Below are 19241 nucleotides of genomic sequence, written 5' to 3' on the forward strand. Positions count from 1 at the left end.
TCGTTCCTTATGGAAAATCGCTGTTGCGAAGTCATCAGGGGGTGCTCATGCCATGTTAAAACATCCGCCTGCGCGTCACCTGATTGGCGGCCCGGCTGTAGTCCGGGCTCTTTTTGAAGAGCACGCCGAGGAAGGGGATGTCCCCTTTGGCCAGTTGCTTGACCTTGAAGTCCGGGTCGGCCTGGAGGGCACGGATCCAGTTGATGAGCTCCCGGCGGTCGGTTCGATACCGTCGAGCTCCCTGGAGTTTGTAGAAGGTGGTGGTGGCATTTTCCACCAGATCGTCGCTGATATCCGGGAAGTGGACGCGGAGGATGCGGCGCATCACCTTGGGGTCGGGGAAGGCGATGTGGTGGAAGTTGCAGCGCCCGAGGAAGGGATCGGAGAGGTCCTTCTTGGAGTTGGAGGTGATGAGGATCACCGGACGCGTCCTGGCCGAGATGGTCTTGTCGATCTCCATGATATCAAACTGCATCTGGTCCAGGACATCGAGCATGTCATCCTGGAAATCGGTGTCGGCCTTGTCGATCTCGTCGATGAGGAGCACCACGCGCTTGTCGGCGGTGAAGGCCTGGCCGATCTTGCCCATGGCGATGTACTCTTCGATGTCCGAGACGTTGCGGGTGGAGTCGCCGAAGCGGCTGTCGTTCAGGCGCGTCAGGGTGTCGTACTGGTAGAGGGCCTCCACCAGCTTCATGCTGGACTTGACGTTGAGGGTGATCAGCGGCATGCGCAGGCTTTCGCTGATGGCGTGGGCCAGCATGGTTTTGCCGGTGCCGGGCTCCCCTTTGAGGAGCAGGGGCATCTCAAGGGCCATGGAGATGTTGACGATTTTGGCCAGCTCGTCATCCAGGACGTACTTTTTTGCACCGGTGAATACGGCGGCATTTTCAGGAGAGGACATGGGGGATTCCTTTGCTTGGGGAGGAAACGGTGCCTCCAATCAATGTTTTGTCGGGTCGTGGGTCATGGCGTAGACGGAGCGCTGTTCTGCCTCCGGGGCATGCCTTTTCACTGCCGTGGAACCCTGGTCCCGATATCTGCCTGTATCGTGACGTCGCCCCTTCTATGTGGAAGCGTCGGTCGTTGGTCTGCGGATACGCCGAGCCGCATGGGGCCGTTCGGTGTCCCCTGGCACGGGCATTTTTTTACTCCATTGAGACATCAAACGCCCATTATAAGGGAGAGTTTGTCTTTTTGGGAAGGATTTTATACGGCCGTCAAAAGAAGGGCGGGCCAAGGGAGGAACAGGGGCCCCTGCCGGGCAGGGGCCGCGTACGGTTTGGAGCCTGAGGGCTTGTGGCGCCTTATGCCTGGGCGCGCACCTTGTCCGAGAGGCCTTTGGTCAACGCAAGGACCTTTTCGGCCAGCTCCAGGGAGAGGGAGCCGGTGCCGCAGCTCGGGGTGATGAGGGTGGCGTTTATGAGGGCCTTTCGGTCAAAGCCTTTGGCTTCCAGGGTGCGCATCTGGGCGTCCCATTTTTCATACAGGCTCTCCACGGTCTCCTTTTCGATGTCTGCCTTTTCACCAGTGGGGACGATGCCCCAGGCGATGATACCGCCCCTGTCCAGGTAGGCTTTCAGGGGGGCCTCAAAGAGGATGAACTTGTCGAAGTAGCTGTAGGCGTCGAAGCTGATGATGTCGATGGCTGCGTCGAAGAGGAGGGTCCACTGGGTGTTGGCGCAGACATGGACCCCGGCCAGCCCCCCTTCCTTGTGGACGGCCTCGGCCATTTCGTTTAAGGCGGAGATGACGTGCTCTTCGGTGATGGTGAGGTAGGCGGAGGTGCCGAAGCCCGCCAGGGCCGGTTCGTCGAAGAAGACGATGGGCAGGGCCCCGGATTTGCCGAGCATGCGGGCCTGCCAGGCGGCGTTCATGGTGAGGTGCTTTACCATGATGTCCCGGAGCTGGTCATCGTAAAAAATGGCCCGGTCGTCCTGGTCCTTGACAGCGGTGCCGAAGGTGACCGGTCCGGTGATCTGGCCTTTGAGGGCAAGGGCTGAAAGCGTTGGCGCCATCTCCGTCAGGGTGAAGAATCCTTTGGCGCGTTCTTTGGAGATGCCGAAGGGAGAGGCTTCGATGTCGCCGCCCCCCTCGCTGACGGTGAGGTAGGCTTCGTAGAAGGCGAGCATCTCTTCGGCAAAGGCCTCGGAAGTGGGGTCGATCCAGGAGGTCTCTTCGGTTTCCACGAGGCCGGGGAGCCCGGGGAGAAACTGGTCCACCATTCCCTCCCTGGGGTTTGAGGGGAGCTGGACCCACAGGGGGATCTCGGGGGTGTGGGCGAGGACGAGCTTCGTGGCCCGGAGGTGGTCGGACAGGGGGAGGCTCCCGATGAGAAGGGGCCTGCCCTGAGGGGTAAATGTGCTCATAATGTATTGAATCCCTTTTCAGTTATAAAGATTGACACCCTGCCGAAGCCGGTGGTATGTTCGGTGGTCGCGTGAACAACTGTGATGTATACTAAAACCCACACAGACCTTTGCATGAAGGGGGAACAGATGTTTGGACTTGGTCCGATGGAACTTACCATCATCCTCATCATCATTCTCATCATTTTTGGCGCCGGGCGACTTCCCGAGATCGGCTCAGGAATCGGGAAGGGCATCCGAAACTTCAAGAAATCCGTTTCCGAGACTGAAAACGAGAAGATCGAAGGGGACAAGAAGGACGACGCCTGAATGTGATGGGGCTCGGTATGCCGAGGGGCAACCGGTTGTCCGCTGAGCGTTACGGACAAGATACGCGGTTGGTTCCGGCAGCCTGATACACATTATGATATGCCGCGAAAGGGGGGACTTGACAAGGTCCCCCTTTTTTTATGGTGCCGTGGCCCTTGCCTCTTCTTCCGGGCCTGTTCCCATACCCTCGGCGATGAACCGCCCGGCGCGTCCGCTGTGGGTCTCTTTGTTGCTCTCCATCACCTCCACCCTTGCTTCGGGCATGCTGCCCGCCATCTTCGTGATCTCCTCGACCCCATGCAACTTGTCGGAGGCCGCACCGATGACCACCACCGGTGTGGCGACCCCGGGCAAGTCGTCCCATATGGTGTAGCCGTTCAGGGCACCGGCGTTGGCCTTCAGGCGGATGGGTTCGGCGTCCATGACGGTGCGGGTGTATTTTTGGGCCTGTTCGGGCTCCTTTTTTTTGTCCACCCGGAAGTTGACCAGGTACCAGACGATAAGGTAGCGGATAACGGTGAAAAAGCAGGGGGGCAGGAAGCGGATGATGAAGTTGCCCCAGGCGGGGAAGGCAAAGGCGGTGACCGGGGAGATGAGAAAGGCCCCTTTGGGGGAGACCCTCCCGCCGGACATGGCTCGGACCAGGGCTGTGGAACCCAGGGAACTTCCCGCCACATACAGGGGCGTGCCGGAAGGGACGAGCTCTGCCGCCACCTCGCCGATGTCGTCGGCGAGCCGGTCGATGTCAAAGCGGGGAAGGGGGCCTGCGGGGAGACGCGCGCTTCTTTTTTCGCGGGACTCCATGTAGATGACACGGTAGTGGGGCGTGATCTCCTCTAGCACCTCATGCCATCCGGACAGGGCCGAGAGCCAGCCCGCCACAAAGAGGAGGACCGGCTTATTCTCCCACGAGTCGGTTTTAAAATCAAACAGGGTAAGGGTGACGCCGTCGGAGACGGTCACAAGGGATTTGGATACCAGGATTCCCCTGGTTTCATATCGCAGGAGCTCTCTCATGATTTCTCAGGTCCGCTGGAATGTTGCATAAGGGGGGAATCGGCATCTGTGGGTGTGACCGTTTTCCCGGGTATGGGTTGCTCTACCGGTTGCGGTAGCTGGCGCTGATCTCCTCAAGGGTGGCCAGGTACTCTTTTTGCCTGGCAAGGCCTTTGTAAAGAGCGATATCGCTCTGGAGCCCTTCCAAGGCCTGGGGGACATCCACGCCGTAGATGTTGGTGCCGGACTGGTCGGCCCGGTGAAGCACACGCACGGCGTAGTATGTGGCCAGGATCCGGTACCTGGAACTCCGCCGGAGGAGGTAGCTCCGGCCGGACAGGGTGTGGAGAAAGTAGGTGGCGTAGAGGGTTTCCACTTCCGGGGTGCAGGCGGCGGGGACCACCTGGTGGCAGGTGCTGTCCGTCATGACCTTGTAGAGGTCGGGGAGAAACGCTTCCACCGCATCGGGCTCTTTGTCCAGAAACCCTTTGAAGGCCATGATGTCTTTGGCCCCCAGGGTGCGGTAGAGGTGGGCGATGTTTCGGAAAAGGGCCAGGGTGTCCAGGTCTTTTTCCACGATCTCCGGCGGGTTGCTCGCCAGGCGGGTGAGGGCGCTCTGAAAACGGGCCTGGGGCGCTTGATCCGAGGGGTATTTTTTCCCCAGGTAATCAAAAAAGGAGATCAGCCGTTTCTCCGAATCCGAACAGCCGGCGGCCTCGCCGGAAGCGGACGGGGCGATACCCTCGGGGGTCCCCAGAACCTCGCTTACCTTCTGTTCATGGGTCTCCATGGTGGTATCGCTGTGAAGCTCTTCGCGCAGGTCCTTAACCTCCCCTTTGAGCTTCTCCACATCAACCATCCATCGCTCCTGTTCCTGTTCGACGGCCTGCTGAACCGACGAGCTTTTCCAACGCTGAGCCTGTTTGGCCCCAAAGTAAAGCGCTGCTGACAATGCGGTGATGACGACAAGGGAAATAGCGACACGATTCATGATCACTCCAGATCTGTTATGTAGGAACGGTGACGCGGTTGGCGTTAGGCCGGGAAGGCTCGCCCTGTGGGGAGGGCGGCGTCACAGATGAACAAACTTATGAAAATATGATACACCATAATCGATGCTTGTGCAAAAACTCATGCGGCGGCACGCACCTTCGGTAAATGGGCGAATGTCGTTGCCTGGATGCGTTATCCTGAGAAACCAGGCGTTTTTGTTGCGATTTGAACCCTGCGGTATGGAGATAAGAGGAAACGATGGCGATACCTGAGACGGACACCCCCACCACGACCCCTGCGCAGAAGGCCCGAGGGACCCTGATGATCCTGACGGCGGCCCTGGGGTGGGCCTCCTCCGGGACGGCGGCCAAACACCTGTTTCTCATGGGGGTGACCCCTGCAGGCCTGGTCCAGATGCGGGCCACCCTGGCTGCGGTGCTCATCGGCCTGTGGATCGCCATGACCCGGCCGGACCTGTTTCGCGTGGAAAAGCGAGACCTGCCGCGCATCCTGGCCCTGGGGTTCCTGGGCATGGCCATGGTGCAGTTTACCTACCTGTTTGCCATCAGCCGTATCCATGTGGCCGTTGCGATTCTCATGCAGTACATGGCACCGGTCTTTATCTTTTTCTGGTCCCTGACCTTTGGGTCCAAGAAGCCCACCCTGCTCTCGGCGGCGGCCATTGCCGTCACCGTCCTCGGGTGCTACTTCGTTTCGGGTGCCTATGATTTCGACCTGTCCGAGCTGGACCTGCTGGGGCTGGGCAGCGGGCTGGCCTCGGCCGTGAGTTTTGCCGTGTACACCCTGTTGGGGGAAGGGCTGGTGGGGCGCTACGATCCCAGGGCCGTGACCTTTCACGCCTTTTTGGTGGCGGCGGTGACCTGGAACCTTGCGTCTGCGCCCCTCTCCTTTGTGGGCATGTGCGCGGATCCTGCGTTTCTCTTCTGGGGCCTCTACGTGGTGGTGATCGGAACCGTGGCCCCCTTTCTTCTTTATGTGGCGGGCATGAGGGGGATCAGTTCCGTCAATGCCTCCATCACGGCCACCACCGAGCCGATCTTTGCAGGGCTCATCTCCTGGGTGTTCATCGGAGAGGCCCTGACCCCTGTCCAGATGGCCGGGGCCGCCCTGGTCCTTTTTGCCGTGGGGGTGCTCACCGTCAAGGGGTAAGGCACAGGCCGAAAGCAACAGGGCTTTTTCCCGGGTGTGCTTTTGACCTCCCCATGGATTTTAAGTATAATGACTCATTGGTTTCCGGCTGTGATCCGCCTTTGTTTCTTTAAAGATGTCCCCTTCCTTTTGCGGAGAGAGCGCCGGGCCTCCATTACCCACCTTTGTTTGATTCGTATCGCCGCCTGATGTGGCCAGCTGAAGTCCATCGCCCCTCCAATCCGTGTGCGGGCACGCTCTTTGAGGATTGCTACCCATGCAAAACAAACACAAGTCTGCGGGGATCCACGATGCCTTTGTCTGTTCCAGCACCCATGTGTCACAGGAAATTACTGCCATAGAGGACGCCATTGCGGCCCATGGGGGAGACCGCCGTGTCGTTGATTCATTGCGTCAGGCCTGTGCACGTCTGGAGCATGTCCACGGTGTGCATCGGGCTGTCCGGCGGTCCCTTGCCGTGACGTCGGGGATTAAGAGCCCCGAGGTGTTGATCGGAAACGTGTGCCGGTCCCTTGTGGATACGGGAGGGTACGAATCGGTCTGGATTGTCCTGTTCGGCACGGACAGGAGGCAACGCACCTGGGCTCAGTCCGGCATGGAGGATAAGGGGGAGGCCCTGGGCCGAAAACTGGAGGCTGGCTGGCTTCCCCGGTGCGGCAGGGACCTTCTGACGCCGGAAGGGGGGTGTTGCCAGGCAGAGGCCTGTGGAATCTGTGCGAACTGCTCTTTTGGCAGCGCGTGCAGCCAGCAGGGGAGCATCGTGACCCGTCTGGCCAGGGGCGGGCGAGCTCCTGGGAAATCATGAGCGCGCCCCCGCCTTCCCAGGAGGCTGCTGGAGACGAGGAGGCATGCCTGGTGCAGGAGGTGGAAGGAGAGATCTCCCGCGCCATTGAGGGGTTGAACCGGGACCTGGACCGGGCCGAGACCGAGGCTGGCCTGGGGGAATCGCGGCGCGTCATGGACACCCTGCTGAAGAACCTGCCGGGCATGGCTTACCGGTGCAAGTACGATGGGGAGTGGACCATGGTGCTCGTGAGCCGGGGGGGACATGAACTGACCGGCTACCACCCGGAGGAGATGGTGGGGAATCGGGCGGTGGCCTACAACACCCTTGTCCACCCCGAGGACCGGGCCATGGTCAAGGAGACCGTGGACGAAGGTATTTCGGGCAGCGACTCCTTTGAGATGGAGTACCGCCTCCTGACCAGGGACGGCACCGAAAAGTGGGTCTGGGAGAGGGGCAGTGTGGTGCGCATCGGCGGGGTGGTGGTGGCCCTGGAGGGGTTTGTCACGGACATCACCCAGCAGAAACATGCCATCGAGGGCCTCCGCTGGAGCAACCGGCGCTACCGGATCCTGGTGGAGGACATGCCGGCCATGGTGTGCCGGTTTCTGCCCGACGGCCGGTTGACGGACGTCAACGAGAGTTACTGCCGCATGTTCGGCATGGCCCGGGAAGAGCTTTTGGGGCAGAACTTTTTTGCCTTTCTTCCTCCGGCGGTGCGGGACGCCGTGCGGGATCATTTCCATGAGCTGACCCCTGAAAATCCCATGGACACCTACGAACATGAGGTGATCAACCCCACCGGCCGAAGGGGGTGGCAGGAGTGGACGGATCGCGCCATTTTTTCCGATGACGGGGAGCTTCGAGAATTTCAGTCCATCGGCCGGGACATCACGGAGCGGCGCCGTGCCGAAGAGGCCTTGAGGGCCAGCGAGAGGCGGTATCGGGCGTATATCGATAACTCGCCGGTGGGGATTTTTATTTTTGGCGAAGAGGGGGGCTTTGTGGAGGCCAACGAGGCCGCCTGCAGGATGGTGGGCTACTCCCGAAGCGAGTTGGCGACCCTGAAGGTAAGCGATATCGTCGGTGCCGACGCCACCGGCAAGCGAGCGCCCAACTTCGAGCGCCTGAAACGGGAGGAACATGTCCGGTCCGAGACCCCGCTGCACCATAAAAACGGAGCGATTATCCACGGCATCATCGAGGCCGTGGCCCTGGGGGAAGGCACCTACATGGCCTATTTCATCGACCAGACCGAGCAGAGAAAACTGCAGTCCCAGCTTCAGCAGGTGCAGAAGATCGAATCCGTGGGTCGGCTGGCAGCAGGCGTCGCCCATGACTTTAACAACATGCTCTCCCCTATCCTGGGGTATGCGGAACTCCTGTTGGACGAGCTTCCCGAAGGGGAGGAGTGTTACGGCTATTCCCTGGAGATCAAAAACGCTGCCGAGCGCTCGCGCAACCTGGTGCGGCAACTTTTGGCCTTCAGCCGAAAGCAGGTGCTCAGGCTGGACCCCCTGGACCTCAGGTCCATTGTCTCCGGGATGCAGCCCCTGTTGCGGCAGACCCTCCGGGAGGATATTGCCCTCACCGTTTCCCTTGCGGAGACCTCGTGTCCGGTGCGTGCCGACATGGGCCAGGTGGAGCAGATCCTCATGAACCTGGCCGTCAATGCCCAGGATGCCATGCCCGACGGCGGGGAACTCTCCATTACCGTGCGCATGGCCGTTCAGGAGGCCGATGCCCCCCGGCTTCACCTGGATCTCTCCCCGGGGGAGTATGTGCTGGTGGAGGTGCGGGACACGGGGCACGGCATGGACCCCACCACGGCCGAGCACGCCTTTGAACCCTTTTTCTCCACAAAGGGCAAGGGGGGGACCGGGCTGGGGCTCTCCACGGTGTACGGAATCATTACCCAGCACGGAGGGGCGGTGCGCATGGATACCCGCCAGGGGGAAGGTGCGGTGTTCTCCCTCTATTTCCTCCGGGAGGAGGAGTCCGTGGCCGAGATACCCGAGGTGACGGAGGAGAAGGCCGTGGCCTCGGGCCATGAGACGGTGCTGGTGGCCGAGGACAACGAGGTGGTGCGGAACATGACGGTGAGTGTTCTGACCCGCCTGGGCTATCGCGTCTTTGACGCCGCAGGCGGTGAGGAGGCCCTGGCCGTACTGAAGAACCACGAAGGGGCAGTCGATCTGCTCCTCACCGATGTGGTGATGCCGGGCATGAACGGCCGGGAACTCTACACCCGGGTATCCCAGCTCTACAGCGGGATACGCGTTCTTTACATGTCCGGGTACTCAGACGACGTCATCGCCCACCACGGCGTTCTGGAAGATGGGATCCATTTTATCCAGAAGCCCTTCACCATCGAAGGGCTCACCAGCAAGGTGAGGGAGGTGCTGGACATCGCCTGCTGCGCCGGAGCTTCCGGGTCATGAGAGGTCTTGGTAGGCCCTTGAAACACGGGTCACCGTGGTGATGCCGCAGGCCGCCGCAAAGGCAAGGGCAAGAACGGGAAAAGCCGCCGGAAACAGGCAGGCGGCCACGTAAAAGGCGATGGTCTCGGTCCCTTCGGTGAGCCCTTCCAGGTAGTGGAGGGCTTTTCCGCTGGGGTCACGTCCCTGCTTGTGGGCCATGGCCGCATAGGCCAGAAAGCTGGAGCCGGTCCCCACAAAGCTGAAAATGAGCACGGATGCGGGCAGGGCGTTGCGGCCGGGATCGGCCAGGGCAAACCCCACCACCACGGCGGAGTAGAAGATAAAATCCAGGACAATGTCCAGGAACCCTCCCGCATCCGAAGGGCCCGCGTCCCGGGCCAGGATTCCGTCGATGCCGTCTGCGATGCGGTTGGCAACAATAAACACAAGGGCCACGCCGTACCATCCCATGGCAAGGGCCGGCACCGCCAGCATCCCCATGCCGAATCCCGCCATCGTCACCTTATCCGCATGCACCCCCCGGGCCTTTAACGGGGCGGCCAATCCCTCCAGGGGGCGTTTCACCCACCCCGCACTCCATTTATCCAGCATATGTTCTCCTTATTTGTTTTCACGACCCTTCAATGGCCAAAATCTGTTCAACAACTGCCTACTATGGTTAACGCCGGAGCAAAAAGCCAGCCTCCGGCGGCCCTGTACAACCTTTTAAAAAGTTTGACAAACAGGTCTCACGCCATCATTCCAAGGCTCCGCCGAAATTATTTTGATATGTTCGCCCCCGTGTATCGGTTTTTACGGCGCTTTTTTTCAAAAAAGCGACCCGCCGAAGGCAAGCTGAATAGTTACGTTTCCAGAAGAATAAAATGGGCCTCTCCTGCAAAAACGGTTGCCACATGTCACACACCACGCGAATGCCCTGTGAGCTTTCGCATAACAGCGGCCTCCATGCATTCGCCTTAGGGTTTCCAGGTGCCCCCACCTGGCCGCCGGAGGCGCTTTTTAACGTTTATCCTGCGTTTCCAATCGAATGAGCCGGCCGCCTTCGGGGATGTCGTCTTCGTCGTGGGTAACGAGCAGGGCCGGGATTCCCATGGCGGTGATCTGGTCGAAGACAAAGGCCCGGAAGCTTTTTCTCAAGGGCTTGTCCAGCTAAAAGGTTCGTGAGCAGGGCGTCGGGGCGGCTTATGAGGGCACGCATGAGGCTGATTCGTGCTTTTTGTCCGCCGGAGAGGGCCGTCGGGTGCCTGTGGGCGAGCTCGGCAAGGCCCAGGTCGGTGAGGACCTGCAGGGCCTTGGCCCTCCTTTGGCCCGGTTTTCCCCCTGGCAGGGCGAACAGGAGGTTTTCCAGGACGGTCATGTGGGGAAAGAGGAGGTCGTCCTGAAAGAGGATGGCGATGCCCCGTTTTTCAACGGGCAGGCCCGAGAGGGACCGCCCGCCCAGGGAAAGCTCGCCCGTGGCCTTGAAGGCCGGGGCCAGGGCCCCTGAGATCCAGCTGAGGATGGTGGATTTTCCGCAGCCCGACGGGCCCATGAGGGTGACCACCTCCCGGGGGGCCACGGTGAAGCTCAAGGTGTGGCAGAGGGCCTCGGTGCCGTGATGGATGGTGAGGCCGGAGACGGCCAGTGTGTGGGTCATGGGGTGCCTCGCTTGAGTCGTGGAACGATAAGGGCCGCAGCATAGGCCAGGGTGGGCAGGGCGAGCTGGATCAGGGCGTAGACCGCGGCAAGGCGCCTGTCCACTCCGCTGCCGATGGCCACGGCTTCGGTGGTGATGGTGGAGACCCGGCCGCCCCCGAGCATCAGGGTGGGGAGGAACTGGGCGATGGAGACGGAAAAGCCCACGGCCCAGGAGAAGAGAACGGGGCGAAGGAGCATGGGCAGCTTGATCCTGAAAAAGCAGGCCAGGGGCGACCGGCCCATGGAGAGACCTGCGGTGACGTAGCGCTGGTCAAAGGCAAGGTAAGTGCCGTTGAGGCAGAGCCAGGTGTAGGGAAAGACAAAGAGGAGGTGCCCCCACATCACCAGGGCAAGGGACCCGGAGAGGCCCGCCTTGAGGGCTGCCACCTGGATCCCGAAGACCATGGGGAGCTGGGGGAGCAGGATGGGCAGGGCGATGAGGCCCAGGGGCAGGCGCCTCTGGGAGCGTGCCTGATGCTCCACACCACGAGAAAAACGGCCGATGCGCTCACCACGGCGGCCATGGCAAAGGACACGCCCATGGGCTCCGAAGCAAAGGGCAGCTCCGCCGTCCAGTTCGAAAAGGTCATGCGGGAGGGCAGGGCATCGGGGAACCGCCACCTTCGAGCGATGCTCCAGAGGCAAAGCCCGGCAAAAACGGAGAGGGTGACCAGGGCCCCTGCCGGGATGCTGAGGCGGGCGACCCTCGACAAAAAACGGCTTGGGCGACCGCGCCTTCCGTTGATCTGGTTTTTTTTGAGCAGGGGAGCCAGGAGGCGCTCCATGGTCATCCAGCATCCCATGAGCCCCAGGGTCAGACCGAAGAGGAGCAGGGCCCCTGCCGCGGCCCGGGGCATGAGGGCGAGCTCCGGCTCCTGAAACCAGTGAAATACCTGGACCGCCAGGGTGGGGGGCCTGTTGGGGCCAAGGAGCAGGGCCATGTCCACCACCGAGAGGCTGTAGGCCATGGCAGCAAAAAAGGGCAGGCGGATCAGGGGGTATAGCTGGGGGATGAGGAGCTTTTGCCAGACCCGGTGGGGCGGGTAGCCGAAGCTGCGCCCGAGCCGGAGCTGACGGTCCGTGTCGATCTGGGAGAGGGCCGCCATGCACATGAGGATGAGAAAGGGGGTCTCCTTGAAGGCCAGGGCCAGGGTGAGGGTAAGGCCCAAGGGGTCCTGGATGATCTGCCAGTCCGGGGGACGGTGCCAGCCGGTGAGCACCGGAGAGATGAAGCGCACCAGCCAGCCGCTGGGGGAGATGAGGAAGGCAAAGCCCACGGCAAAGGCCACATGGGGCAGGGCCAGCACAGGGGGCAGCACCCGCCGGATCCACGCCCACCAGCCGGTGCCCCGGGTGAAGGTGACCACAAGAAGGGAAAGGACCAGGGAGAGGATCGGGGCGCCGACGCCTGTCAGCACGGTGAGGCCCATGCTTGTCCCCAGGCCCGGTTCGGCCAGGAGCAGGCGAAAAGCCCCTGCGCCCGGGCGCAGGGCTCCTGTGGCTGGTGCCGCGCCCAGGGCGGGAAGCACCACGCCGGCCACACCGCAGGCCAGGGGGGCCAGGCAGAAGAGGGCAACAAGGGTTGGGAAAACACGCAGCATCATCGACGTCCCTTTGGGCATCACTGCCCGTACCGTCTTTTCCACTCCTTCTCAAGGGCCGTCATCCAGGAGGGGTGGGGCTCGGCCACGCTTTTGCAGAGCGTGGGGGCGGTTTTGAAGAGGGCTCGCTCTTCGGCGGTCAATCTGTCCATGGCAAGGACCGTGGGGTCTCCCCAGATGTCGGTGTCCGCTTTTCTGGCCTGGGCTTCGGGGGACAGGAGAAAGTTGATGACCACCTTGGATGCGGCCCTGGCGTCGCTGTTGTAAGGGATGGCCAGAAAGTGGCTGTTGGTGAGGGCGCCGATGTCAAAGACCAGGGACCGGGCCCCGGCGGGGAGGAGGCCCTGCCCGGCTTTGGTACGGGCGTCCTGGGGGTTGAAGCTGATGGCCAGGTCGATCTCTCCGTCGTCCAGGAGCTGCACCATGTGGGAGCTGCCCGTGGGAAAGGCACCTGCCCTGCGCCAGGCAACGGGGTGCAGGGCGTCGAGCCATCGCCACAGGGGCGATGTGATTCGGTCCACGTCGGCTTCGGAGGCGGGGCTGTACAGGGGGGCCGGGTCGTCGGTCAGGTCCAGGAGCACCTGTTTGAGAAAAGAGGAACCGTGAAACTCCGGGGGCATGGGGTAGGCCACGCGTCCCGGATGGCTCTTGGCGTAGGCCAGGAGGGCCGCTGCGTTTGTGGGGGGCTCCGGGGTGCGCTGCGCATCGAAGATGAGGTTGAGCTGTCCCACGCCCCAGGGTGCCTCCAGTCCATCCACCGGAACGGTGAAATCCCTGTCCACCTGGAGCCTTTCCCGGTCCAGCAGGGCGTCGTTGGGCAGCTCCTTGACAAAGGGGCCGTGGAGGAGCCCGGCCTCCTTCATGGCCTTGAAGTTCTCGCCGTTGATCCAGATCATGTCAACGGAACCGTCCCGGGTTTTGCCTGCGACTTTTTCAGCCAGGATGCGGCCCACCACGTCGGAGATGTCTGTGACCTTCACATGGACAAGGCGAATGCCGTAGCGCTTTTTCACCTCGGCACCGGCCCATCGGATATAGGTGTTGATCTCCTGGCTGCCGCCCCAGGCGTTGAAGTAAACGGTCTGCCCCCGGGCGTCGGAAAGGGTCTGTTGCCAGGGCCCGGCGTGGGCCGACGAGAGGGGCAGGAGAAGGGCCAGGCAGAAAAGGAGGCGTGTGAGCATGATGGGCTGTCCTTTCGAAAAGGGCGGTTTATCGGCAGGTGTCTGCTCTATGGGAATTATTGGATTTGCCAATGACGTACTGCGATATACATCAATGCGAAAGACAATGCTACCATTTTGAGGATGTCCGGGGAAGGTGAAAGGGGGGGATATTCAGGGCCAACGCATTCAAAGTTCCATTGCCTCCGGCGGGTCGCTTTTTGAAAAAAAGTTCCGGTAAAAACGAAAAAATGAGAGGGGCTGTGGCCGGTTGCGACGCGTCCAAAAAAATGGAACCTGTTTGCTCAACGTTTCAAATGGTTGGCCCCCGGCAGGGCCGCCGGAGGCAAAACCTGAATGCGTTGGCCCTGATTGGGTGAAAGGGCAGGGTTATGCGGCGTCTCCATGGAAGAAAACCGCACCCATGGCGCAGACGAAGTGGGCGGTGTGGCTTTCGTTGCTCCACTCCAGATCGATGCCGAAGCATCGCCGGGCCAGGTCCATGAGATTCACCCCCAGGGATTCAAGGCTGAAGATGCGTTGATCGGGCTTGGCGCATATGGTGACCCCCTCTTCAGCGACGCAGCGATCGCATGCCATGCAGGGGCCGGCACCGGCAATGGTGTAGCCCTCTTCCCGTGAGGCGTAGAGCTCATCCACCAGAAAACCGCGGACCTGCTTGAAACAGAGGCGGTAACGGTCCTGCAGGAGTTCTCCGGAGAAGTATTCCAGGGGCAGGCGAAGGCAGATGACCCGGGCGCTTTTTTTGCCTTGCGTGTAGTGGATAAACGTCGGGCTGAACGGGGGACAGGCGAGGTTGGTGCCGTATTGGCGGCAGGCTTCGCAGGCCGTTTTGTACCTGCTGTGGTGCTCGATGGCGGAGAGGGGCACCACGGTTTCAAACCGCTCGTAATAGATGGGCTCCCCCGACGGGTCCGCCGCTTCGCAGACGGCCATGGAGACCTCCTCCCCCACGGGGATGCGACGGTCGCGGCTCGAGATGTTGACGGCGTAGGCCAGGGCGTCCGCTGCCTGCTGATGCGGTCGGTGCAGGCGGCGCACCGTCCTTTTGATTCATCTCTCCAGATTTCGAGCTCCTGTCCGCAGTGGGGACAGGGAAACAGCTCGGGGACAGACATCAGGGTCTGGTCCCTTCCAGGGCACCTGGGCAACATGACTGGCTCTCCTTTGGTGCATGGCACCATGGGGCGTTGTGGTGACGGATGGGAACACCCATGGTGTCTCCCTCCGTTGTTTTGCGCCGACATCGTCCATCTTGTCGGGGTGCTCGGTGAAAAAGCAAAAAAAAGGTATTTCGCAGGTGCAGTATGCGGTGCTCAAGGTAAGTAATGCGGGATAGTGTCTAATGGTGTGGTATATTTCTATATATCTGAAATTGTATGTTATTGAAAGAAGAAAATGGTCGGCTTGCGGAGCGTTCGCTAAAGACACAGGCGTATATTATTTAGGTGTAGGAAGACGGAGTGCGGGTTTAAGACTATATATAGTTAAATAGAGCGGGAGACACAGCTTCCAGCTTCAGGGAATGTGGGGATTTTGCCAATTCTTCGCAATTTTTCCAGGCCCCGGACCCGCCCGGTGGCAGGCCGGCGGGCACCCATGGGTTGCTGCACGGGGACTTTGTGTTTGGGGCCTCCCTTGGTACGGCTTGTGCAACACGAGGGGTGAATCACCGGCCGGTTCCACCGGAGGGTGAGGGCACGCATGGGCGACGGTGAATGAGCCAAGGCGGCGGCCCCGGCAGATAACGGATGCAGCCCCATTCCCCCCGGAAGAGACGGCTTCTACCCTGTCCGGATACGGCGCATGAGCCACCGCCATTATTATTTGCCGCAGGCGCTTTCAGGCACGTCCCCTGAACGTCCAACCACTGCCTGAAGCGCCCCCATGCAGCCCCCCAGTCTCCGTCAGGTTTCCACGGCCGGTTGACATGCCTCGATATCGGGGACCGGTATCGCCTTTTTGACACCGATGCCGACGCCCTTGGAATTCAACCGGTAACCGAAGAAAGAGAGCCCTGTGCCCCTCTGCGGGGTGCCTCGGCACAATGGGAGCGACGAGCCTATGTTTACTGTCATCGGAGAGCGGATCAACACCACCCTGAAAAGCGTGAAGGCGGCTGTGGCCGAACGGGATGCCGACTACATCGCAGAGGATGTAAAAAAGCAGGCGGCCGCCGGGGCCACGTACATTGATGTCAATGCCGGGGCCCGCATCGGGTGTGAAGAAGAGGACATGCGCTGGCTTCTCGGGGTGGTTCAGGAGGCGACTTCCCTTCCCCTGTGCCTGGACAGCCCGGACCCCGCGATCCTGGAGATGGCTTACGGTCTTGCAACTCAAAAGCCCATGATCAACTCCATCAGCCTGGAGACGGACCGGTTCGAGCCCATGATGGCTTTTTTCAAAGGAAAAGCGTGCCGGGTGGTGGCCCTTTGCATGGACGATTCCGGCATGCCCACTTCCGTGGATGAGGTTTTTGACCGAGCAAGGCGCCTGGTGGAGTCCCTTGCGTCCATCGGGGTGGAGCGGGACGACATCTTCATTGATCCGTTGATCCAGCCCCTGAGCGTGGCAACAGGCAACGGGACCATGGCTATGGAGGCGGTGGAACGCATCATGACTGAACTCCCCGGGGTACACACCACCGGCGGGCTCTCCAACATCTCCTTCGGTCTTCCCCAGAGGCGGATGGTGAACCGCAGCTTTCTGGCCATGATGATGGCCCGGGGCCTTGATTCAGCCATTATGGACCCCCTGGACAGTGAACTGATGGCCACCTTGACCACGGGCGTCGCCCTGAAAGGCGGGGACAAATTCTGCATGAACTACCTTAAAGGCGTGCGTGCAGGCAGGATCAAGGCGTAATGATTTCGGGGCGCATGCGAAGCGCCCCTTTGATAAGCCGGCTGCGCGCGGCCCTGGTTCCGCCGCGTTTTTTTCCCGTGGTATGGCGGGACGGACGCCGCGCTGCAGCGGCTTTATCGTGGTGCCACCCCGTGGGAACGGGTGGCGGCGCGGTGGGGGGTTGGTTTTTCCGGCGGGTTTGTGATACCCCTGACAACAGGGAAAGATCAGCGGAAACATCCCTTTCTATGGACTCGGCTCATCGCAGGGCGTGGGTCGGGATGGTTCGAATGAACACAAAAAAGAGGGGGGCATGGTGCGACGGCCTGACGTGAAGTTCCTTTTGGCAGCTCTTTTGCTGCTTTTCGCTTTTTCGGCCGCGGCGTCGGCAGCCACCCCTGTGGCCGTGGATCCGTTGACCCCTGAGGAGCGTGAATGGCTCACAGCCCATGACGGCAAGATCCGCCTGGCCCCTTCCCCCAACTGGGAACCCCTTGAGTTTTTCGATGAAAACGGGCGCTATCGTGGGCTCGTTGCCGATTACATGCACCTTGTGGAGGAGCGCCTGGGATTTCGATTCAAGGTGATCCGCATCGACTCCTGGGAGAATGTCCTGACCCTGGCGCGCCACCGGGAGGTGGACATCATCAGCGCCGCCCATCATACCCGCGAACGGGGGGAGTTTCTGGACTGGTCCCCGACCCTTTTTACCCTCTCCAACACCATCATCGTCAAAAAGAGCGTGCCGGGCGTGCTGACCCTGGGCCGGATGCAGAACATGACCATCGGCGTGCCCGCCGGATACGCCGTGTACCACTATATCAAGGGCACCTACCCGGACCTCAACCTGGTTCCCGTCGCCAGCGGCCGCGAAGGGATGCGCATGGTCTCCTTCGGGGAGCTCGATGCCATGATCATGGAGGTGCCCAACGCCCTGTTCGTCATCGAGGACCAGCAGATCACCAACCTGAGGCTGGCCGGCACCATCGACTTCAAGGTGGAGCTGGGCACGGCCACCCGCAACGACTGGCCCCTTTTCCGGAGCATCATGGAAAAAGGGCTGGCCCTCATCACCGAGGAGGAGCGGGCCGACATCTACAACAAATGGGTCCGGCTGGAACAGATCCCCTTTTACCGGAACCCCACCTTCTGGACGGTGATCAGCTCCATGCTCATCGTGGTGGCGGTGGTGATGGCCGCCGTTATTGCCATCAACCGCACCCTGAAGATGCAGGTGGCCCAGCGGACCGAAGAGCTGCGCGTCAATGAAAAAAGGCTGGAGGCCCTGCTTCGCCTCAACCAGATGACCGACGCCTCCATGGATGAGATCATGGCCTTTGCCGTGAAAGAGGCGGTGAAGCTGACCCGGAGTCGGTTCGGGTACCTGGCCTTTGCCGACAGCACCGGCTGGCTGTTTGTCCATGACTCTCCGTATTCCGCCGCAGGCAAGGGGTGGACCGCCACCTGCACCCCGGAAGGCTTTCCCGAAGAGTTTCGAGGGTTCTGGGGCGAGGCCCTGGCCAGGCGGGTGCCGGTGACCACCAACGATTATCCGGCCAGCAATCCGGCCATGAAGGGTGTGCCCACCGGCGTCGGTCCCATTTTTCGGTACATGAACATTCCGGTGTTGAAGCGCGGAGAGGTGGTGGTCGTGGCCGGGGTGGGCAACAAGCCCGTTCCGTATGACGACGCGGACCAGCGCCAGGTGACCCTGCTCATGGCGGGGATGTGGCGCATGGTGCAGAGGCGGCGATCCGAGGAGGCCCTGAAGCAGAGCGAAAAAAGGTTCCGCGACCTGGTGGAGAGCGCCCTGACGGGCATCACCATCGTCCAGGCCGGGGAGGTGGTGTACAACAACCCCGAGCAGGAGCGGATCATGGGGGCGCTGGCTCCCTTCGGGACCCGCAGGGACGAGGCGATTCACCCCGACGACCTGGAGGCCGTGAACCGTTTTTCCGAGGCTGTCATGAACGGGGAACCGGGCCTCCACGAGGCGGAGTTCCGGCTTACCCCCACGGCCGGAGACATGGGGGAAGGGCGGCAGACCTGGGTGACTTGCCGGGCCAACCCCATCGAGTTCCAGGGGGAGTCGGCCATGCTCATCAACACCATGGACATCACTCGGGCCAAGGAGCTCGAACACCTTTTGGTGGTTCAGGACAAGATGGCCTCCCTGGGCCACGTGGCCGCAGGCATCGCCCATGAGATCCGGAACCCCCTGTCGGGCATTAATATCTACATGAGCACCCTGGAAAAGAGGGTGGCCGCCGGTCGATCCATTGCAGAGCTGGAGCCGGTGTTCCGTCAGGTGCGCTCGGCTTCGGGAAAGATTGAGTCGGTGATCCGGCGGGTCATGAATTTTTCCAAGCCGTGTGAACCCAAGATCGTGCTGACCCGGATCAACAAGCCGGTGCGGGAGGCCCTGGCCCTGTCCATGATGATGCTCACCAAGAGCAACATCCATGTGGAGCAGCGGCTGGACGAGGCCCTGCCCAGGTGTTACGCCGAGCCCCAGCTTATTGAGGAGGTGGTGCTCAACCTCATCACCAATGCGGCCAGCGCCCTGAAGGCGTGGCCCTGGGAGAAGCGTATCCGCGTCTCCACTTACCTGGAGGGCGGTGAGATCATCCTCCAGGTGGAGGACTCCGGGCCCGGGGTGCCCCGTGAGGTTCGGGACCGGGTGTTCGAACCGTTTTTTACCACCAAGAACAACAGCACCGGCATCGGCCTGAGCCTCTGCCACCGCATCGTCACAGATCACGGCGGCAGCATCCGGGTGGAAGAGGGCGAAGGCGGCGGGGCCCGGTTTGTGGTGGCCCTTCCCCTGGAGGGCGACCGCGGCGGATCCGGGAATGTACGGCATGGACTGTAGCGGT

16 protein-coding genes are annotated in these 19241 nt (G+C 61.4%); 6 read left to right on the forward strand and 10 right to left on the reverse strand.

The features are described from left to right. Nucleotides 1–55: 55 nt before the first annotated feature. Nucleotides 56–904, reverse strand: coding sequence for an AAA family ATPase (locus ACOYW2_RS28170; protein ID WP_482768748.1), 849 nt, complete (start codon nucleotides 902–904; stop codon nucleotides 56–58). 403 nt (nucleotides 905–1307) lie between these two features. Next, nucleotides 1308–2369: a uroporphyrinogen decarboxylase/cobalamine-independent methonine synthase family protein gene (locus tag ACOYW2_RS28175; RefSeq protein WP_482768749.1), complete on the reverse strand. Its 1062-nt coding sequence runs from the start codon at nucleotides 2367–2369 to the stop codon at nucleotides 1308–1310. A gap of 129 nt (nucleotides 2370–2498) precedes the next feature. Here ACOYW2_RS28175 and tatA point away from each other — a divergent pair, with 129 nt between their 5' ends. Beyond that, the gene (gene tatA / locus ACOYW2_RS28180) at nucleotides 2499–2678 is read left to right on the forward strand and encodes a twin-arginine translocase TatA/TatE family subunit (protein ID WP_092209519.1); all 180 of its coding nucleotides are present in this window, start codon (nucleotides 2499–2501) and stop codon (nucleotides 2676–2678) included. Between the two features lie 138 nt (nucleotides 2679–2816). On the opposite strand, the gene ACOYW2_RS28185 is transcribed toward tatA, so the two are convergent. Both ACOYW2_RS28185 and ACOYW2_RS28190 read right to left on the reverse strand, forming a co-directional pair. After that, nucleotides 2817–3695: an alpha/beta fold hydrolase gene (locus ACOYW2_RS28185; RefSeq protein ID WP_482414514.1), complete on the reverse strand. Its 879-nt coding sequence runs from the start codon at nucleotides 3693–3695 to the stop codon at nucleotides 2817–2819. Nucleotides 3696–3777: 82 nt separating this feature from the next. Continuing rightward, complete coding sequence (locus ACOYW2_RS28190) at nucleotides 3778–4665, reverse strand: hypothetical protein (RefSeq protein WP_482420942.1); 888 nt, start codon at nucleotides 4663–4665, stop codon at nucleotides 3778–3780. A 260-nt stretch (nucleotides 4666–4925) separates the two neighbouring features. Between ACOYW2_RS28190 and ACOYW2_RS28195 the strand changes: the two genes are divergently transcribed. The 3 genes from ACOYW2_RS28195 to ACOYW2_RS28205 all read left to right on the forward strand — a co-directional run bounded on the left by ACOYW2_RS28195 (nucleotide 4926) and on the right by ACOYW2_RS28205 (nucleotide 9062). After that, complete coding sequence (locus ACOYW2_RS28195; RefSeq protein ID WP_482414516.1) at nucleotides 4926–5837, forward strand: EamA family transporter; 912 nt, start codon at nucleotides 4926–4928, stop codon at nucleotides 5835–5837. A 256-nt stretch (nucleotides 5838–6093) separates the two neighbouring features. Then, the gene (locus ACOYW2_RS28200; RefSeq protein WP_482768750.1) at nucleotides 6094–6642 is read left to right on the forward strand and encodes a hypothetical protein; all 549 of its coding nucleotides are present in this window, start codon (nucleotides 6094–6096) and stop codon (nucleotides 6640–6642) included. Continuing rightward, the gene (locus tag ACOYW2_RS28205; protein ID WP_482768751.1) at nucleotides 6639–9062 is read left to right on the forward strand and encodes a hybrid sensor histidine kinase/response regulator; all 2424 of its coding nucleotides are present in this window, start codon (nucleotides 6639–6641) and stop codon (nucleotides 9060–9062) included. The genes ACOYW2_RS28200 and ACOYW2_RS28205 overlap by 4 nt, the downstream gene beginning before the upstream one ends. On the opposite strand, the gene ACOYW2_RS28210 is transcribed toward ACOYW2_RS28205, so the two are convergent. The 6 genes from ACOYW2_RS28210 to ACOYW2_RS28235 form a co-directional block, all read right to left on the reverse strand. Then, nucleotides 9057–9653 carry a CDP-alcohol phosphatidyltransferase family protein gene (locus tag ACOYW2_RS28210; protein ID WP_482768752.1) on the reverse strand — a complete coding sequence of 199 codons (597 nt, stop codon included), beginning with the start codon at nucleotides 9651–9653 and terminating at the stop codon, nucleotides 9057–9059. The two genes, ACOYW2_RS28205 and ACOYW2_RS28210, sit on opposite strands and share 6 nt — an antisense overlap. Before the next feature lie 415 nt (nucleotides 9654–10068). Then, nucleotides 10069–10698, reverse strand: coding sequence for an ATP-binding cassette domain-containing protein (locus tag ACOYW2_RS28215; protein ID WP_482768753.1), 630 nt, complete (start codon nucleotides 10696–10698; stop codon nucleotides 10069–10071). After that, a complete protein-coding gene (locus ACOYW2_RS28220; RefSeq protein WP_482420948.1) occupies nucleotides 10695–11126 on the reverse strand; it encodes a hypothetical protein in 432 nt (143 codons plus the stop codon). The genes ACOYW2_RS28215 and ACOYW2_RS28220 overlap by 4 nt, the downstream gene beginning before the upstream one ends. Next, complete coding sequence (locus ACOYW2_RS28225) at nucleotides 11081–12385, reverse strand: ABC transporter permease family protein (RefSeq protein ID WP_482768754.1); 1305 nt, start codon at nucleotides 12383–12385, stop codon at nucleotides 11081–11083. Before ACOYW2_RS28225 ends, ACOYW2_RS28220 begins: the two co-directional genes overlap by 46 nt. Further along, a complete protein-coding gene (locus ACOYW2_RS28230; protein WP_482768755.1) occupies nucleotides 12361–13521 on the reverse strand; it encodes an ABC transporter substrate-binding protein in 1161 nt (386 codons plus the stop codon). Before ACOYW2_RS28230 ends, ACOYW2_RS28225 begins: the two co-directional genes overlap by 25 nt. A gap of 369 nt (nucleotides 13522–13890) precedes the next feature. Then, on the reverse strand, nucleotides 13891–14562 hold the full coding sequence (locus tag ACOYW2_RS28235) for a DUF2284 domain-containing protein (RefSeq protein WP_482768756.1): 672 nt from the start codon (nucleotides 14560–14562) through the stop codon (nucleotides 13891–13893). Nucleotides 14563–15585: 1023 nt separating this feature from the next. Between ACOYW2_RS28235 and ACOYW2_RS28240 the strand changes: the two genes are divergently transcribed. Together ACOYW2_RS28240 and ACOYW2_RS28245 are read left to right on the forward strand one after the other, a co-directional pair. Then, nucleotides 15586–16386, forward strand: a complete 801-nt coding sequence (locus tag ACOYW2_RS28240; RefSeq protein ID WP_482414523.1) for a dihydropteroate synthase — start codon at nucleotides 15586–15588, stop codon at nucleotides 16384–16386. A gap of 292 nt (nucleotides 16387–16678) precedes the next feature. After that, the gene (locus ACOYW2_RS28245; protein WP_482768757.1) at nucleotides 16679–19237 is read left to right on the forward strand and encodes an ATP-binding protein; all 2559 of its coding nucleotides are present in this window, start codon (nucleotides 16679–16681) and stop codon (nucleotides 19235–19237) included. Nucleotides 19238–19241: the final 4 nt, after the last annotated feature.

This window comes from Desulfoluna sp. CLI2B, from assembly GCF_056847375.1.

What these genes read in the sequence shown, in the direction of transcription:
- ACOYW2_RS28195 (WP_482414516.1), top strand. Translation starts at nt 4,926, where the DNA reads ATGGCGATACCTGAGACGGACACCCCCACCACGACCCCTGCGCAGAAG.
- ACOYW2_RS28185 (WP_482414514.1), bottom strand. Translation starts at nt 3,695, where the DNA reads ATGAGAGAGCTCCTGCGATATGAAACCAGGGGAATCCTGGTATCCAAA.
- ACOYW2_RS28200 (WP_482768750.1), top strand. Translation starts at nt 6,094, where the DNA reads ATGCAAAACAAACACAAGTCTGCGGGGATCCACGATGCCTTTGTCTGT.
- ACOYW2_RS28175 (WP_482768749.1), bottom strand. Translation starts at nt 2,369, where the DNA reads ATGAGCACATTTACCCCTCAGGGCAGGCCCCTTCTCATCGGGAGCCTC.
- ACOYW2_RS28205 (WP_482768751.1), top strand. Translation starts at nt 6,639, where the DNA reads ATGAGCGCGCCCCCGCCTTCCCAGGAGGCTGCTGGAGACGAGGAGGCA.
- ACOYW2_RS28240 (WP_482414523.1), top strand. Translation starts at nt 15,586, where the DNA reads ATGTTTACTGTCATCGGAGAGCGGATCAACACCACCCTGAAAAGCGTG.
- ACOYW2_RS28215 (WP_482768753.1), bottom strand. Translation starts at nt 10,698, where the DNA reads ATGACCCACACACTGGCCGTCTCCGGCCTCACCATCCATCACGGCACC.
- ACOYW2_RS28210 (WP_482768752.1), bottom strand. Translation starts at nt 9,653, where the DNA reads ATGCTGGATAAATGGAGTGCGGGGTGGGTGAAACGCCCCCTGGAGGGA.
- ACOYW2_RS28245 (WP_482768757.1), top strand. Translation starts at nt 16,679, where the DNA reads ATGGTGCGACGGCCTGACGTGAAGTTCCTTTTGGCAGCTCTTTTGCTG.
- ACOYW2_RS28230 (WP_482768755.1), bottom strand. Translation starts at nt 13,521, where the DNA reads ATGCTCACACGCCTCCTTTTCTGCCTGGCCCTTCTCCTGCCCCTCTCG.
- ACOYW2_RS28190 (WP_482420942.1), bottom strand. Translation starts at nt 4,665, where the DNA reads ATGAATCGTGTCGCTATTTCCCTTGTCGTCATCACCGCATTGTCAGCA.
- ACOYW2_RS28170 (WP_482768748.1), bottom strand. Translation starts at nt 904, where the DNA reads ATGTCCTCTCCTGAAAATGCCGCCGTATTCACCGGTGCAAAAAAGTAC.
- tatA (WP_092209519.1), top strand. Translation starts at nt 2,499, where the DNA reads ATGTTTGGACTTGGTCCGATGGAACTTACCATCATCCTCATCATCATT.